General features: G+C 70.1%; 9 protein-coding genes. 5 read left to right on the top strand and 4 right to left on the bottom strand.

What is annotated here, in order from left to right:
* Positions 1–14: 14 nt before the first annotated feature.
* Positions 15–3,368, bottom strand: a complete 3,354-nt coding sequence (locus tag ACFSNB_RS06930; protein ID WP_377315311.1) for a bifunctional diguanylate cyclase/phosphodiesterase — start codon at positions 3,366–3,368, stop codon at positions 15–17.
* Positions 3,369–4,059: 691 nt separating this feature from the next.
* On the opposite strand from ACFSNB_RS06930, the gene ACFSNB_RS06925 reads away from it, so the two are divergent.
* The 5 genes from ACFSNB_RS06925 to ACFSNB_RS06905 are packed head-to-tail and all read left to right on the top strand — an operon-like array spanning position 4,060 to position 11,245.
* Complete coding sequence (locus ACFSNB_RS06925) at positions 4,060–4,740, top strand: DUF6901 family protein (RefSeq protein WP_377315310.1); 681 nt, start codon at positions 4,060–4,062, stop codon at positions 4,738–4,740.
* Between the two features lie 13 nt (positions 4,741–4,753).
* Complete coding sequence (locus ACFSNB_RS06920; RefSeq protein WP_377315309.1) at positions 4,754–5,593, top strand: phosphate/phosphite/phosphonate ABC transporter substrate-binding protein; 840 nt, start codon at positions 4,754–4,756, stop codon at positions 5,591–5,593.
* On the top strand, positions 5,590–8,898 hold the full coding sequence (locus tag ACFSNB_RS06915; protein WP_377315308.1) for a PAS domain S-box protein: 3,309 nt from the start codon (positions 5,590–5,592) through the stop codon (positions 8,896–8,898). The genes ACFSNB_RS06920 and ACFSNB_RS06915 overlap by 4 nt, the downstream gene beginning before the upstream one ends.
* Positions 8,898–10,106 carry a response regulator gene (locus ACFSNB_RS06910; RefSeq protein ID WP_377315307.1) on the top strand — a complete coding sequence of 403 codons (1,209 nt, stop codon included), beginning with the start codon at positions 8,898–8,900 and terminating at the stop codon, positions 10,104–10,106. Before ACFSNB_RS06915 ends, ACFSNB_RS06910 begins: the two co-directional genes overlap by 1 nt.
* Positions 10,103–11,245 (top strand): HD domain-containing phosphohydrolase, encoded by a 1,143-nt coding sequence (locus ACFSNB_RS06905; RefSeq protein ID WP_377315306.1) that lies wholly within the window; start codon positions 10,103–10,105, stop codon positions 11,243–11,245. The genes ACFSNB_RS06910 and ACFSNB_RS06905 overlap by 4 nt, the downstream gene beginning before the upstream one ends.
* 144 nt (positions 11,246–11,389) lie before the next feature.
* On the opposite strand, the gene ACFSNB_RS06900 is transcribed toward ACFSNB_RS06905, so the two are convergent.
* The 3 genes from ACFSNB_RS06900 to ACFSNB_RS06890 all read right to left on the bottom strand — a co-directional run bounded on the left by ACFSNB_RS06900 (position 11,390) and on the right by ACFSNB_RS06890 (position 16,619).
* Positions 11,390–13,066: a methyl-accepting chemotaxis protein gene (locus tag ACFSNB_RS06900; RefSeq protein WP_377315305.1), complete on the bottom strand. Its 1,677-nt coding sequence runs from the start codon at positions 13,064–13,066 to the stop codon at positions 11,390–11,392.
* 176 nt (positions 13,067–13,242) lie between these two features.
* Positions 13,243–14,532 carry an FAD-dependent tricarballylate dehydrogenase TcuA gene (gene tcuA / locus ACFSNB_RS06895; RefSeq protein ID WP_377315304.1) on the bottom strand — a complete coding sequence of 430 codons (1,290 nt, stop codon included), beginning with the start codon at positions 14,530–14,532 and terminating at the stop codon, positions 13,243–13,245.
* Positions 14,532–16,619 carry an ATP-binding protein gene (locus tag ACFSNB_RS06890; RefSeq protein ID WP_377315303.1) on the bottom strand — a complete coding sequence of 696 codons (2,088 nt, stop codon included), beginning with the start codon at positions 16,617–16,619 and terminating at the stop codon, positions 14,532–14,534. Before ACFSNB_RS06890 ends, tcuA begins: the two co-directional genes overlap by 1 nt.
* Between the last annotated feature and the right edge of the window lie 25 nt (positions 16,620–16,644).

Genomic DNA, 16,644 nt, shown 5'->3' with positions numbered 1-16,644 from the left:
GACACCGCCGGGGTTCACCCCCCAGAATCCCGCATGGCTGCGATCAGGGGACTTCTCCTCTCGTCCGTCGTTTCGCCCGACAGGAACCGGGGGCTGTCCTCGCCGCCGGGGGAAACGCCGGCGAAAAAGCGGCCAAGGACGAAGGCTTCGAACGCGTCCGCCGTCAGCGGGCGGCTGAACAGATAGCCCTGGAACATGTAGCAGCCGAGCCCGATCAGGAAATCCTGCTGTTCCTGGGTTTCGACCCCCTCGGCGATGACCTCCAGCCCCAGGCTGTGCGCCAAATCCACGATGGCTCGGGCGATGGCCGCGTCGTTCGGGTCGGTCAGCAGATCGCGGATGAAGGATTGATCGATCTTCAACTGCTCCAGGGGCAGACGCTTCAAATAGGCCATCGAGGAATATCCCGTGCCGAAATCATCCAGGGAAAAGCGAAGCCCCCGTTCCCTGAGGAGGGTCATTTTTTCGATCACCTCCTGAACACTGACAACCATCAGGCTTTCCGTCAGCTCCAGCTTCAACATTCTCGGATTGACGCCCGTTTCATTTACGGTTTTTACGACGGTTTCGACAAAGTTTGGTTCGCGGAACTGGCGGGCGCTGACATTGACCGCGATCGACAGATCGGCAAATTCGGGCCGGCCGGCCCAGGCGATCAGTTGCGCGCACGCCGTCTTCAGCACCCATTCGCCGATCGCCAGGATCTGACCATTTTCCTCCGCCAGCGGGATGAAGTCGGCGGGCGAAACCATCCCCCGGGTGGGATGCGGCCAGCGGATCAGCGCCTCGGCGCCAACCACCCGATCGGTCCCAAAAATCTGCGGCTGGTAATGCAGCGTGAATTGTTCGAGCCGGATCGCCTCGGCCAGATCCCGTTCCAGGGCAAGGCGGTTCAGGATGATCGACTGCATGACGGGATCGAAGAAGCGGGCGTTGTTCCGGCCGGCTCCCTTGGCCTTGTACATGGCCATGTCGGCTTGCTTCAGCAGGTCATCGACGGAGTGAACCCGATTTCCGAACAGGGTCACCCCGATGCTCGCGGTGCAGCGGTAGAAGGCATCGTCGAGTTGGAGAGGCCGGTCGAGCGCGGCCAGAATCTTCCCGCAGACCGTCTCGGCATCGGCGGCCGCCTCGGTTTCGTCGCGGGACAGCCCCTGCACCAGCAGCACGAATTCATCCCCGCCGAAGCGGGCGAGCGTATCGACCGCCCGGACGACCGAGGACAGACGCTGGGCGACCTGCTGCAACAGCAGATCGCCCCGGTCATGGCCGAGGGTGTCGTTGATGGTCTTGAAGTTGTCGAGGTCGATGAAGAACAGGGCATTGAACGTTTCGCTGCGCAGGCACCCCGCGATCGCCTGTTTGAGATGGTCGATCAGCAAGGCCCGATTGGCCAGCCCGGTCAGTTGATCGAAGAAAGCCAAATCGTTGATCCGGGCCTCGCTTTGTCGGCGTTCGGCTTCCCGGGCAAAGTTGTCCAGGGCGAAACTGATGTCGGACGCCATTTCCGCCATCAGTTTCCTGGCTTCGTTATCGAAGGCGTTGGGGGTATCGCAATAAAGGGTCAGGTTGCCGACGACGTTCCCTCTCCGGTGCAGGGGAAGAGCGGCCGCCGACGCGACCCCCATCCCGGTTGGCCACTCCCACCACCGGGGATCGAAGCCGCCGTCGCGAACGATGTCGTCGGACCAGACCGGCCGGTCCAACCGAATGGCGCAACCGGTCGGGCCTTGGCCGAAATGACCGGATTCGGCGATCGACACCTGCAATTGTTCCAGATCCGCCGGACCGATCCCGTAGGTGGCCGCCGGCTTGACGCATTGGGCTTCCTGGTCGATCCAGCCGATCCAGGCGGCGGTCATCCCGCCGAATTCAACGGCGGCGTGACACACCTGCGGAAACAGGTCTTCCTGATTGGCGCTGTGGACGATGGCCTGATTGCATTGACTGAGCGCGGCGTAGAGCCGGGAGAGGCGCCGGGCCCGGTCCTCGGCGGCCTTGTGATCGCTGATGTCGATCGAGAGGACCGCGATCCGGCCCGGTTCGGTCCGGTAGGCAACGATATCCAGCCACTGTCCGGACAGCTCGGCATAGGCCTCGAAATGGGCCGGCTCGCCGCTGATGACGACGTGGTCGTATGCCGCGGTCCAGTCGGGCAGGCGGCCTTCCGGATACGGGAAGACCTCCCGCAAGGTTCGGCCGACGACCTGCTCCTGAGACAATTTGCAGAGGCGGAGATAGGCGTCGTTCGCGGCCAGGAAGCGGAAATCGACCGGCCGTCCCCCTTCGTCGAACACGGCCTCCCGCAACGACAGCCCGACCTGCATGTGGTCGAACAGGCCCTTGTAACGCTGTTCGCTCGCCCGCAGCGCGTTGAGATACCGCATGTAGAGGACGAGGCCCCAGATCGACGCGGCCAGAAACAGGACGCCGAGGCCGCCCAGGGTCAACGCCTCCCGGCGCCATTTGGCCAGCGCGTCGTCTCGAAACACCCCCAGCGACAGGTACAAGGGCCAACTGCCGACCTTGCGGAAAAAAGCGATCCGCTCCGCATGACCGAAATCCGCCCGGACATGATGGTAAACCGTTGGCGCGGCATCGCGTTCGATCAGCGCCGCCAGTTGGGGCGACGCCCTGGTCCCCGTTTCAAGACGAAACCGGCTCTGGGTGTACTGGCTGACCATCCCCAGTTTGCGGTCCCATAACGTCACCGAAGTCCCGGGCCCCAGGGCTTCGGCGGAGAACAGGATCGAGGACAGGGAATCGACGGACACCGCGTGGCTGACGATCCCGGCGAAAGATCCGTCAGGGGCCTGATAGCGACGCGACAGGACGATGATCGGGTTGGGCCACATCCGCCCCTGGAACGGCGCGGAAATGAACAGCCCGAGCGTCGGTTCGTCGCGCTGGCGGGTGAAGAATTCGCGATTCGAGACGTTGAAGGTGTTGACGCGCGCTTTGGGGGAGGCATGAACGAGCTGTCCCCGCGCGTCCCACACCGCCAGCCCGAGCGCCTCGGGGACCCGCTCGTCAAGACGGGCGCCGAAGGCGTCAAGGGTCGCCCGGTCGAGTCCACCGGACGCCAGTTCGCGCTCGGCTTCGTCAACGGCGGTCCGCAGGGTCAGATCGATCTTGTCGGCCCGTCGGGTCAGAGTGTCATCCATCGAACGCGACAGATTGTCCAGGGCGGCGACGGTCTTGTCATAATCACGCTGATACCCCGTCACCAGCGAGAAAGTAAGGACACCCAGTAGAAACAGATCGACCATCACCACCGCCGCCACCGGCAGGGGCAGCCGTTGCTTCAGGCGACGGAAAATCGCTGAACCCAGTCGATGGACCCGTCCGGAAGATGCCATCCCCCCCATCCGAAATCATTCTCCGTCAAGCCGTCTCATCTCGGTTGTCGGGTGATGTGGGCTCCGCCCACCCCCGCCAAGGGCCGCAAGGCCCTTGGAACCCATTGATGGTTGGGCGCGGGGGCGTGCCGCGCGAAGGGCAAGGAAAGGCCCCCCAGGCCCCCGACAAGAGCCGTCCGTCTTTCGGACCCATATTGAAAATCCAGCGGCTGCCGATTTAACGCGAACCGATCCGGCGATAAATATACCAAAAGTAGTAAGTTACGTAAGGCGATCCATATTAGATGGAACAAGTCTCATCCAATAAAATTAAAACAACTCAAACTAAAAATTTTACTGATTTGGTTGCGTTGCTTAAGCACGACATCCGAAAGCGGCATCGGGCACGGCCATTAACGGTAACGTATCTTGCCGCTATTTACGCGCGTCAGATTATGCCCTTATACCTGCCCTGACAAGACCGAAGTTAGACGCCGTCACCACGGGCGGCGCGCAGGGCGGGCTTCATCCACCGACCCAACGGGGCAGGTCATGGGCCGGGCGGGCTCAGGCGTCGCCGCCCCAAAATCCCATTTCCGTTCAAAAGCTTGTTCGGCCTCCGCCGGCCGGCCCGCATGGTTCGCGCCAACGTCCAGGTAGTCTAACCCGGCACGGATATGCAATACTTCTGTCGTGCCCTCCTCCGGCCAGAGCGGGTAAGATGACGACCGAACCGAGCGAGATCGCCTATCATTTCCACTTCGCCAGCGGCGGCGGCGAGACGGTGCGGTTACGGTTCTCGCCGGAATTCGATCTGCTCGACCCGCCGGACTTTTCCCCGCCGCCCTGGACCGCGCTGGAATTCAGCCGCTGCGCCGGCTGCCCGCTCGATCCGGCCGCCAGCCCGCTTTGTCCGTTCGCCCGGGCGCTGGCGCCGCTGGTGCCGCATTTCACCCAGTTCTATTCCTACGAGATCACCGTGGTCGAGGTGGTCACCCCCCGCCGCACCATGATTGCCAAGGGCGCCCTCCAGGAAGGCACCGCCTCGCTGATCGGGCTGGTCGGGGCCACCTGCGGCTGTCCGCTGCTGGCCTTCTTCCGGCCGATGGCCCGCCTCCATCTCCCCTTCGCCAGCGAGGAGGAAACCCTGGTCCGGCTGTTCGCCACCCATCTGCTCGGCCGGCTGATGCAAGGCGAGCCGGCCACCCTCGACGGCCTGCGCGACCGCGTCGCCGGGGTGGTCCAGGTCAATGCCGGGATGGCCCGGCGCCTGCGCGCCGGCCTGTCGCGCGATGCCCTGGTCAACGGCCTGATCATTCTCGACACCTTCGCCAATGCCGTCCCATACGTTATGGATAGAAGTCTCGATGAATTGCGCTATATCTTTAGTGAAGATCGGTGAACGGAGGCGGGCGATGAGACGACGCGAGGCGATCACGGGGCTGCTCGGGCTGGCGCTCGCGGTCCTGACGGCGGGGCCGGCGCGCGCCGAGGATCAGCCGCTGCGGATCGGGGTGGTGCCGCACACCAGCGCCCGCTTCGTGCTCGAACTGTACCAGCCGCTGCGCGAGCATCTCGAACAGGCGCTGGGCCGCCCGGTCGAGGTGATCACCGCGCCCGATTTCACCACCTTCGTCCGCCGCGCCCTGGCCCAGGAATACGACCTCGCCATCACCACCGGCCATCAGGCCCAGTTGCTGCGGGTCGATGCCGGCTATCTGCCGATTCGCACCTATGCCGCCGAATTCCGTGCCGTGGTGGTGGTGCCGCGCGACTCCGCCGCCAGCGGTCCCGAGGCGCTCGACGGCAGCCGGGTGATCGGGCTCAGCCCGACCTCGCTGGTGACGCAATGGGGCCTGCACTGGCTGAACGCCCACCACGTCGCCGCCGACGTCCGCTATGTCAGCGCCGCCGACAGCGTCGCCCAGCTGGTGCTGGCCGGCGACGCCGCCGCCGGGCTGCTTTCCACCGCCAATTTCCTTTCCCTCAATCCCGACGTGCAGGCGCGGCTGCGCTTCCTGGTCCGGTCCGAGCCGATGCTGGGGCGGGTCTATCTGCTCAACCGGCGGCTGGCGGGGCAACGTCCGGCGATCGACGCCGCCCTCGACACCTTCGCCGCCAGCCCGGCCGGGCAGCGTTATTTCGAGACCACCGCGCTGGGCGGCTACCGCGCCGTGCGGCCGGAGGAGCTGAGCGCGCTCGAACCCTTCGCCCGCGAGGTGCGGGCCATCCTCGAAAGCCAGAGGACGCCATGACCGCCCCGTCGCTGCTGCGGACGGTGCGGGCCCGGCTGTTGCTGGCGGCGGTGCTGGTCGAGGTGGCGATGCTGGCCCTGCTGGTCGGCAGCGGGCTGAGGGTGCTGAGCGACAGTCTCCAGACCCAGGCGGAAAGCCAGGCCCGCCAGTTGGTGCCGGTGCTCCAGGCGGCGCTGATCACCCCGCTGGCCCAGCGCGACCACGCCACCGTCCAGGCGATCCTCGACGAGAGTCTGGTCGCCGACGCCCTGGCCTATCTCGCCGTCAGCGACAATCGCGGCCGCATCGTCGCGATCAGCGGCTGGCCGCCCGACCGCGCCCTGCCCGCCCCCGACCGGGTGCTGTCCTTCGTCGAGAAGGAGCCCAACGTCCACCGCTTCGACGTCGCCGCCCCGATCGGGCTGCTCGGCCAGGATCTGGGACGGTTGCAGTTCGGGCTCGACCTCGCCCCGCAGGTGGCGGCGCTGCATACCCAATTGATCCAGGGGCTGGCGATCTCGGGCGGGGCCCTGCTGCTGTCGGTGGCGCTACTGACCGCGATCGGGATCTGGCTGACCCGCCATTTCGACCAGTTCACCCGCATCAGCGGAGCGGTGGCGCGCGGCGATTACACCTCGATCGCCCTGGCCGAGGGCGAGGACGAGATCGGCCAGCTCGGCACCGCCTTCAACGCGATGGCCCATGCCGTGCGCGGGCGGGTCGAGGAGCTGACGGTGGCGATCCAGCGGCGCGAGGAGGTCGAGGCCGAACTGCGCGACAGCGAACGCCGCTTCCGCGATCTCGCCGCCTCGGCTTCGGACTGGTTCTGGGAAACCGACGCCGAATACCGCCTGACCTACGCCTCGGAACTGATCGCCTCGGTGCTGGGGGTCAAGCCGGCGGCGGTGGTCGGGCTCAGCTGGTTCGATCTCGGCCTGGGCGAGGAGGATCCCGTCCTGGCCGAAACCCACCGCCGCGACATCGCCGCCCGCGCCGCCTTCCGCGACCTGACCCTCAATATCGGCCCGCCCGGCGGCAAGGATTTCCGCACGGTGCGGATCAGCGGCACCCCGGTGTTCGGCCAGGACGGCGCCTTCCACGGCTATCGCGGCGTCGGTGCCGACATCACCCGCGAGGCCCAGGCCGAGGCGCGCGCCCAGCGCGCCCAGCAGCAACTGGTCGATGCGCTGGAAAACCTCGCCGACGCCATCGCCGTCTATGACCGCGACGACGTGCTGGTGATCAGCAACGCCGCCTATCGCGACCTGCTGAAGATCGATGCGTCCCTGGCCGCCGGCGGCATCACCTTCCGCGACGTGATCACCTATGCCTATGACCAGCGCCTGTTCGACATCGGGCCGCAGCGGTTCGAGGTCTGGCTGGAGGACCGCATCCGCCGCCACCGCGAGGCCAACGGCGAGGCGGTGATCGTCCAGACCAGCGACGGCCAGTGGTTCCAGAGCCGCGAATTCGCCACCCGCGAAGGCGGCGTGATCTCGGTGCGGATCAACATCACCGAACTGAAGCGACGCGAGGCCGAACTCGACCAGCTGCGCCGCCGCTACGGCCTGATCCTCGACGCCGCCGGCGAGGGGATCCTCGGCCTCGATTCGGCCGGGCGGGTGATGTTCGCCAATCCCGCCGCCGCCCGCCTGCTCGGCTACGATGCCGACGAGATGGAGGGCCGCCCGCTCGGCGACCTGATCGGCCAGGGCAGCCCCGGCGGCACCGCCGATACCATCGGCCCCGCCGGCCTCGGTGGCAGCATCGGCCTCGCCGGCAGTATCGGCATTGCCGGCCCGGCGATCCTCGCCGCCTGCCGCGACGGCAGCGAGCAGAGCGGCCAGGGCCAGACCGTGCTGCGCGGCGACGGCCAGGACCTGCCGATCGATTATTACGTCGGGCCGATCGTCGAACATGGCTGCGCCGCCGGGGCGGTGCTGCTGTTCCGCGACGCCACCCTCCGGCTGCAATATGAATGGACCCTGGCCAACCAGCAGAAGGAGCTGGAGCGGCAGGTGGCCGAGCGCACCGCCGAGCTGGTCCGCGCCGCCGAGGTCCGCACCCGCACCGAGGCGGCGCTGCGCGCCTCGCGCGAGCGGCTGAAGGGGATCACCGACAGTCTGGTCGAGGGGGTGGTGGTGGTCGATCGCGCCGGCCGGCTGGCCTTCGCCAACCCGTCGGCCCGCGCCCTGCTCGACTGCGCCAATTGGGGCGAGATCGAGGGCTATGCCCTTGACGACCTGATGCATCTGCGCACCCGCGACGGCGAGGTCGGCTTCGCCGCCTCGCCCTTCGCCCGGGTGCTGGAGGGCGGCCCGCCGGCCTGCGACAACGACGCGAGCTTCCTGCTCGCCAACGGCCGCACCCTGGCGGTGGCCTATGCCTCGGCCCCGCTCAGCGACGAAACGCTGGGCCGGGCGGTGATCGTGTCGTTCCGCGACATCGCGGTGCTGAAGCTGGCCCAGCACGAGACGATGCAATCGGCCCGGCTGGCCAGCATCGGCCAGCTCGCCGCCGGCATCGCCCACGAGATCAACACCCCGATCCAGTATATCGGCGACAATCTGCGCTATCTGTCCGAGGCGCTGGGCAAGCTCGGCCGGGTGATCGAGGCCGGGCGGACCCTGGCCGCCAGCGCCGCCGCCCTGCCCGCCCCCCCGGCCGAACTGGCCGAGGCGGCGGCCGGGTTCGAGCAGACCGCCGGCAAGGTCCGCGTCACCCGCCTGCTGGGCGAACTGCCCGACGCGGTGGCGGAATCGCTCGACGGGGTCGGCCAGATCGCCCGCATCGTGCTGTCGATGAAGGAATTCTCCCACCCCGGCACCACCGCCAAGACCGCGACCGACCTCAACCGCGCCCTCGAAAGCACCCTGACCGTCAGCCGCAACACCTGGAAGCACGTGGCCGAAATCGAGCGTGACTTCGACCCTGATCTACCGCCGGTGGTGTGCTATGCTGGCGAGATGAACCAGGTGTTCCTCAACCTGATCGTCAATGCCGCCCAGGCGATCGAGGGGGCCGGCAAGCCGCTGCCGGGGCGGATCCGCCTTTCGACCCGGCACGAGGCCGGCTGGGTCGAGATCCGCGTCGCCGACAGCGGCACCGGCATTCCCCCCGCGATCCGCGAACGGCTGTTCGACCCGTTCTTCACCACCAAGCCGGTCGGCAAGGGCACCGGCCAGGGGCTGGCGATCTGCCGCGACGTGGTGACGGTCAAGCATGGCGGCACCATCGAGGCCGGCGGCACCCCGGGCGAGGGGGCCGAATTCATCGTCCGCCTGCCGCTCGACGGCGGGCCGGCGCTGGAGGAGGCGGCGGAATAATGACCACGCCGATCCGCATCGCCTTCGTCGATGACGATCCCCACGTCCTGCGCGGGCTGCGCCGGGCGATGGCGGCGATGGAAGACGAGTGGGAGATGGATTTCTTCGGCTCGGGCGACGCGGCGCTGGAGGAAATCCGCCGCCAGCCGTTCGACGTGGTGGTCAGCGACATGCGGATGCCGGGGATGGACGGCGCCACCCTGCTCGGCCGGGTGCGCGAACTGCACCCCGCCACCATCCGGGTGATCCTGTCCGGCTATGCCGATGCCGAGGCGGTGCTGCGCACGGTCGGGCCGGCCCACATCTATCTCGCCAAGCCGTGCGACGCGGCGGCGCTGCACCGGGCGCTGACCCGCCAGATCGGGCTGCGCGCCCGGCTGGCCGATCCCGGCCTGCGCGCCACCCTGGCCGGGCTGACCAACCTGCCCAGCCTGCCCCGGGTGTTCGTCGAGCTGCAACAGGCGCTGACCGCGCCGGACTCCTCGGCCAAGGACGTGGCCGCGATCATCGGCCAGGATCTGGCGATGACCGCCCAATTGCTGAAGGTGACCAACTCGGCCTATTTCTCCGCCGCCAGCACCGCCACCACGCCGTTGCAGGCGGTGCGGCTGCTCGGGCTCGAAGTGGTGCAGGCGCTGGTGCTCCAGGCCGGGGTGTTCCGCCAGTTCACCGGCCGGGCCGAGCTGGCGCCGCTGCTGGAGGGACTGACCCGGCGGGCGCTGACCCTGTCGGCGCTGGCCGAGGGGATCGCCGCCACCGCCGGGGCCGATGGCGCCACCGCCAAGGCGGCGCGGATCGCGGCGATGCTGGCCGACATCGGCGGGCTGGTGCTGCTCGACGCCTACCCCGAGGCCTATCCGGCGCTGCTGGCCGGGCTCGGCCCCGACCAGTCGCGGCCCGAGGCGGAAACGGCGGCGTTCGGCGCCGATCAGGCGCTGATCGGGGCCTATCTGCTCGGGCTGTGGGGCTTTTCCGACCTGATCGTCGAGGCGGTGGCCTATCGCGACCGGCCGTCGGCCTGCCCCGGGCGCGACAATCTCGCCTTGGCCGCGCTGCACGCCGCCACCGCGCTCGGGCCGGCCTCGCCGCTCGGCCCCGCCACCCCCGGCCCGCTCGACCAGAGCTATCTGGCCGAGGCCGGGCTGGAAAAGCAGATCCCGTTGTGGCGCGCGCTGGCGACGCAACCGGCCGAGGAGACCACCCCATGACCGACCGCGTGTTGCTGATCGACGACGACCCCCACCTGCTGTCGGCGCTGCGCCGCCAGCTCGACGAGGATTTCGACCTGACCACCGCCGCCGGCGGCGAGGCCGGGATCGAGGCGGTGCGCGCCGGCCCGCCCTTCGCCGTGGTGGTGTCGGACATGCGGATGCCCGGGCTCGACGGGATCGAGACCCTGAGCGCGATCCGCACCCTCGCCCCCGACACGGTGCGGATGATGCTGACCGGCAATGCCGACCAGCAGACCGCGATCGACGCCATCAACCGGGGCGCGATCCTGCGCTTCTACACCAAGCCCTGCCCGGCCGAGATCCTGCGCGAGGGCATCGCCGCCGGGGTCGAGCAGTACCGGTTGGTCAATGCCGAGCGCGACCTGCTGGAAAAGACCCTGACCGGCAGCCTCAAGCTGCTGGTGGACGTGGTGGCGCTCAACGACCCGGTCGGGCATCACCTCGCCCAGCGGCTGCGCGAATGGGTCCGCACCATCGCGGTCGAGATGCGGATGCCCAGCCGCTGGCAGCTCGACGTCGCCGCCACCCTGATCAATCTGGGCCAGGTGGCGGTGCCGCCCGAGGTCGGCGCCCGCCAGCGCAGCGGCGAGACCCTCACCGAAATCGAGCGCCAGATCCTCGAACGCGCCCCCGAAACCGCCCGCACCCTGCTCGCCAACATTCCCCGGCTGGAGAAGGTGGCGGAGATCCTCTACCTCCAGGACAAGGATTACGACGGCGGCGGCTTTCCGCCCGACCGCCCCGGCGGCGACGCGGTGCCGTTCGATGCCCGCCTGCTGCACATCCTCAAGGAACTGGCGCTGGCGACCGAGGGCGGACCGCTGACCACCGCCGCCTTCGCCGCGCTCGACCGCCAGCGCGGCCGGTTCGATCCCCGCCTGCTGGGCGGCGTCCGCACCGCGCTGGAAAAGACCATGACCGACGCCGCGCCGGTGGTGTCGGAAATCCCGCTGTCGGCGCTGCGGGTCGGCCACACCATCCTGACCGACATCCGCCAGAGCAACGGCCATCTGATCCTCGCCGCCCCCACCCGCCTGACCGAGGCCCAGATCGAACGCCTGCGCAATCTGCGCCGGATGTTCACCTTCATCGAGCCGATCAGGGTCCGCAGCTGAGCGGTGCGGTGATGTGGGCTCCGCCCACACCCGCCAAGGGCCGCAAGGCCCTTGGATCCCTTTGATGGGGGGGCAGCGACACGCCTTTCAGCTTGGGCGCGGGGGGCCTGCTTTAAGACCTGACGCGAATTGAGCTTTTTTCGATCAGGCCGCCTCGATTTCGGCGACGAAGCGGGAAATTTCCTCGGCCAGCCGGCGGCTGTGGCGGTCGAGATCGGCGGCGGCGGCCAGCACCCCCTGCGCCACCGCGCCGGTGGCACCGGCGGCGCGGGTGACGTCGGCGATGTTGGCGGCAACCCCGCGCGTGCCGGCGGCGGCCTCGGCCACCTCGCGGGCAATCGTCGCGGTGCCGGCGCTCTGGCGTTCGACCGCGCCGGAAATCGCCGTGGACAAATCGGACATCCGGGCGATGGTGGCGCCGATCCCGCCGATCGAGGCCACCGTCTGGCGGGTTTCCTCGCGCACCGACTCGATCTGGCCGACAATGTCCTCGGTCGCCCGCGCGGTCTGGTTGGCCAGCGCCTTGACCTCGCCCGCCACCACCGCGAAGCCCTTGCCGGCCTCGCCGGCCCGGGCGGCCTCGATGGTGGCGTTCAACGCCAGCAGGTTGGTTTGCGCCGCGATCGAATCGATCAGGGTCAGCACCGCGCCGATCCGCTCGACCGCCCCGGTCAGCCCGTCGAGATGGCGGCTGGCGGCGTCGGCCTCGCCCGCCGCGCTGGCGGCGATCGCGGCGGATTGGCCGACCTGACGGGAGATTTCCGCCGCCGCGCCTTCCAGCGCCTCGCCGGTGGCGCCAACCGCCTCGACCGAGGCGGCGGCGCGTTCGCTGGCGGCGCCAACCGCGCGCGACTGGCGCTCGGTCTGGTCGGCGGTGGCCGACAGGGTGCCGGCGGCGTCCTGGAGATGGAGAATCGCCGCGCCGAGCCCTTCCATCACCTCGACCGCGCCGCCCTCGAAGCGGCGCGAGGCCTCTTGCAATGTCTGGGCGCGGCGTTCGCGCCGGGCGACCTCCGCCTCATCCTGGCGGCGGCGCTCGGCGGCGGCAATCAGGCCGCGGCGCCAATCCTCCAGCGCGCGGGCCAGCGGACCGATCTCGTCGGCGCGGTCGGTATCGGGCACCGGGGTCCCGGTGTCGCCCTGGCCCAGCCGGCCGACCTCGGCGCGCAGGCGGTGCAGCGGCTGCACCACCCCCCGGGCCACCCACAGCATCGCCGCCAGCGCGGTCAACCCGCCCAGCCCGCTCAGCAGCCCGACCAGCAGCTTGGCGTCGCCATCCTCGGCGGCGGCCTCGGCCTCGACCCGCTGGGCCTCGACCTGGGCGGCGGCGACCAGCCGGTCGATCTCGGCGCGATGGGCCTGGTAGAACCCGGTCAGCCGGGCGAAGCTGGCGGCGGCGGCGACGCGGTCGCCCCGCTCAAGGGCGGGAAACAACCCCTCTTCCGCCTCGCGGAAGAAAGCGGTGGCCGGCGCGAACGACCGATCGAGGATCAACCCGGCCAGCTCGGGGGCCAGTCCCTGGGTGGCCCAGAAGCGATGGCGGGCCTGATACTCCGCCTCCAGCGCACGCAGCCGGTTCCGGTGCGCGGCGACCGCCGAGTCCGGCCCGTCGAGCGCCAGCGCGGTTTCGAGATAGGCTTCGACGATATAGGCCGGGGGCGGCAGGATGTCGGCGACCAGCGCGGCGGTCTGGGCCAGACGCTGATAGACCGGCCCGTTGACCTTGAGGTGGTTGAACACCCCCCACCAGCCGGCGACGACCACGCCGAGCAAGGCGATCATGGCGATGGCGAGGGCGAGCAGACGCCCGCGAATGGTCATGAATCCGGTCATTGCGGCTTTCTCCCGGCCACCCGAGCGGCGCAAGCCTGCGCACATCCCTTATACGCCGAAAGACATGGCCGTAACCATTAGGTATTGCAACCCCCACCGATCCATTGAGAAGAGGGGAGGTCCGGAGGCTCCGCCTCCGGGCGGGGTGCGGGGCGGCAGCCCCGCTAGCCCTGCCGCGCCGCCTGTTCCCCGGCGATGCGGCCGAACACGGCGGCGATGGTCAGCGCCGCCCCGGCGAGGTAACCGGTGCCGAGCAGCGAGGGCGCCATCACCATCCCGGCGGCGAACAGGGCGTCGAGCGGCCGCCCGGCGGCATCGACCACCCGGGCCTGCCGATCGACCCGCACCCCATGGCTGGTGAAGGTGATCCCCGGCCGGATCGGCACATAAAAGAACGGCGGGGTGGCGACCCGCCCGCATTCCCCCATCGCCCGGCCCAGGGTACCTGCCGGAATCGCCAGGGCGTGACCGAGCGCGTCGAGGCTGGGGGCGGTTTCGGGCGACAGCACCGCGGGCGGCAGGCGCCCGCGCGCGGCGGCGTCCCACACCGCCCAGGCGGTGGCGCCGGGACAGGCGGCGACCACCTGCCCCCAGCGGGCGTAGCGGGTCGGGCCGGTGATGCTGGTTTCCTCGACCGGGCGGCGGCCGGCGGCATCGACCACCAGCCCGAGGGCGAGCCCATCGACCCGGGTGACGATGCCGCCATCGGGCGCGGCGAGGCGGCCATCGACCGCGACCAGATGGCCGGCGCCGGGCTGGCCGCTGGCGGCGGCGCCGAGGCCGAACAAGGCGGCGAGCGGGGCGCCGTCGGCATAGGGGGTGCCGCGCACCACCAGCCGGCCGGCGAGATCGCCCCAGCCCTCGGCCAGCCGGGACGGGTTGGCCTGATAGCCGCCGCTGGCCACCACCACCGCCCCGGCCGACAGCCGGGCCGGGCCGCCCGGGCCGGCGAGCCAGACCCCGCCGCCGGGATCGAGCGCGGTGACGGCGCATTGATGATGGATCCGCACCCCGAGGCCGAGGGCGGTGCGATAGAGGCTGTTGATCATCGCCCGGCCGCCGCCGAGGAAGAAGGCGGTCTTGCGCGACCAGGGCAGGCCGCCCTGGGCCCGGGTCTGGAACACCACCCCCTGCCCCGCCAGCCAGACCGGCAGCTCGGCCGAGCGTTCGACCAGCAGCGCCGCCAGCGCCGGATCGCCCCCCGCCCCGGCGGCGGTGGCGAGATCGGCGGCGAAATCGGCGGCGGGATAGCGATCGGGGAACAGCGGCGACGGCGCGTCGTGGCACAGGCGCAGATTGCGGGAATGGCGGGTGTTGCCGCCGCGCAGGTCGGGCGGGGCGGCGTCGAGCAGGGTGACGGCGGCACCGGCGCGGCGGGCGGCGATCGCCGCGCACAGGGCGGCGATGCCGCCGCCGGCCACCAGCACGGCGGCCCGGCCACGCCGCAGCGCCATCAGCCCGCCTCGGCCGCCGGCAGGGTGAAGCGGAACACGCTGCCCCGGCCCGGTTCGGATTCGACCCAGATCCGCCCGCCATGGCGTTCGACGATCTTCTTGCAGATCGCCAGCCCGATCCCGGTGCCCTCATAGGCGTCGCGGGTGTGCAGGCGCTGGAAGATGCCGAAGATCCGCTCGAAATAGGACGGTTCGATGCCGATGCCGGTGTCGGCCACCGACAGCAGCCAGACCCCGCCCTGCCGCTCGGCGGTCAGGGTCACCCGCAGCGGCCGGGCCGGATCGCGGTACTTGATCGCGTTGTCGATCAGATTTTGCAGCAGCCGGGCCAGTTCGCCCGGATCGCCGGTGACGGTCGGCAGCGGCGCGGCCGGCGGCAGCACCTCGGCCCCGGCCTCGGCGATCTTGAGGGCCAGGGCGCGGCAGACCCGGGTCAGCACCGGATCGAGCGGCACCGGCTGCATCGGCGCGCAGATCCGGCCGATGCGGGAATAATCGAGCAGGTCGAGCACCAGCCGGTCCATCCGCGCCGCGCCGTCGCGGGCGAAGGCGATGAATTCCAGCCCGTCGCGGTCGAGCCGGTCGCCATAACGCCGCGCCAGCAGGTCGATGAAGCTGGCGATCATCCGGAGCGGCTCGCGCAGATCGTGGCTGGCGACATAGGCGAACTGTTCGAGTTCGGTGTTGGAGCGGGCCAGTTCCTCGGCCTGACGGCGCAGCGATTCCTCGGCCTGCCGGCGCTCGGTGACGTCCTGGGCGGTGCCGACGATCTCGCCCGAGGCCTCGGCGGCGGTCTCGGCGCGCAGGCGGATCCAGCGCACCGCGCCGTCGATCAGCAGCCGGTGTTCGAGATCGAGCGGATGGCCCCGGCCGCTGCGGCGCAGCGCCGCCAGCAACCGGCGGCGGTCGGCGGGATGGACCCGGGCCAGCACCGTCTCGAACGCGACCGGACCCTCGGCCGGCAGGGCGAACAGGCGGCGGGCCTCGGCCGAACAGGTCAGCACCGTCGCCGGCAGATGAAGCTGCCAACTGCCGACCCGGGCCAGCGCCTGGGCGCGGTTGAGGCTGGCCTCGCTGGCGGCGAGGCGGCGGCGGGCCTCGGCCTCGGCGCGGATGTGGCCGAGCAGCAGCAGCCCGGCCAGCGTCACCAGGAACAGGCCGCCGGCGATCACCCAGCCCATCCGCACCGTCTGGCGCCGCCACGCCCGCAACGCGCTGTCGAGCGGGGTGGCGGCGACCACGGCGAGGCCGAAATGGGACAGGCGGCGGAAACAGGCCAGCCGCTCGCCGCCCCCGTCGTCGGCGCGGACGCAGCCGGCCGCGCGATCGGCGGCGAGCGGGCCGACCAGCCCGGGCAGATCGACCGTCGCGCCGATCGCCCCGGCGACCCAGGGGTGGCGGGCCAGCACCACCCCGTCGGGGCGGACCAGGGCGAAGGCGATCCGGCCGCCCCGTTCGAGCGAACGGAACAAGGCGGTGACGGAATCGAAATCGAGCGGGGCGCTCACCACGCCGAGGAAACCGCCGTCGGGACCGGTCAGGCGGCGGGTCAGCGGCAGGCCGGCGACCTTGCTGATGCGGCCGACCACCACCTCGCCCAGCACCGGGGCGGCGGTGCCGTGGTCGCGGTGCTGGCGGAAATAATCGCGGTCGGACAGATCGAGCGGCTCAGCATGGGGCAGGTCGCTGCGCAGCCTGAGCCGGCCCTCGGCATCGACCAGGATCATCCGTGGCACCGAGGTCATCGTCGCCGCGACGTCGTGCAGGATCCGCCACAGCAGCGGATCGGGGGCGAGCCCCTGCCATTGCGGATTGGCGCCGATCAGGGCGATGGCGGTGCGCAGGCCGAGATCGGTCGATTCGAACTTGCCGTCGATGTCCACCGCCGCCAGTTCGGTCTGAACCCCGAGCTGGCGCTCGGCCTCGGCCAGCGCCTTGCGGCGGTCATCGCCGGCCGACAGGCAGAACCACAGCCCGACCAGGGCGATCGCGGCCAGCCAGGCGGCGACCAGCCATTCGCGGCGGGACGGGCGCAGACCGCGCCAGGCCGACAGGATCCGCGCCACCGGAAGGGGCTGGCGCGCCACGTCCCCTCCCCGGGGGCGGGCCGGC

This window comes from Phaeospirillum tilakii (genome assembly GCF_042683125.1).
GTDB lineage: Bacteria > Pseudomonadota > Alphaproteobacteria > Rhodospirillales > Magnetospirillaceae > Phaeospirillum > Phaeospirillum tilakii.
This window is presented reverse-complemented; position numbering and strand designations above follow the sequence as displayed.

Excerpts from the sequence above, each read along its gene's own strand:
- ACFSNB_RS06930 (WP_377315311.1), bottom strand. The coding sequence starts at position 3,368 with ATGGGGGGGATGGCATCTTCCGGACGGGTCCATCGACTGGGTTCAGCG.
- ACFSNB_RS06925 (WP_377315310.1), top strand. The coding sequence starts at position 4,060 with ATGACGACCGAACCGAGCGAGATCGCCTATCATTTCCACTTCGCCAGC.
- ACFSNB_RS06920 (WP_377315309.1), top strand. The coding sequence starts at position 4,754 with ATGAGACGACGCGAGGCGATCACGGGGCTGCTCGGGCTGGCGCTCGCG.
- ACFSNB_RS06915 (WP_377315308.1), top strand. The coding sequence starts at position 5,590 with ATGACCGCCCCGTCGCTGCTGCGGACGGTGCGGGCCCGGCTGTTGCTG.
- ACFSNB_RS06910 (WP_377315307.1), top strand. The coding sequence starts at position 8,898 with ATGACCACGCCGATCCGCATCGCCTTCGTCGATGACGATCCCCACGTC.
- ACFSNB_RS06905 (WP_377315306.1), top strand. The coding sequence starts at position 10,103 with ATGACCGACCGCGTGTTGCTGATCGACGACGACCCCCACCTGCTGTCG.
- ACFSNB_RS06900 (WP_377315305.1), bottom strand. The coding sequence starts at position 13,066 with ATGACCATTCGCGGGCGTCTGCTCGCCCTCGCCATCGCCATGATCGCC.
- tcuA (WP_377315304.1), bottom strand. The coding sequence starts at position 14,532 with ATGGCGCTGCGGCGTGGCCGGGCCGCCGTGCTGGTGGCCGGCGGCGGC.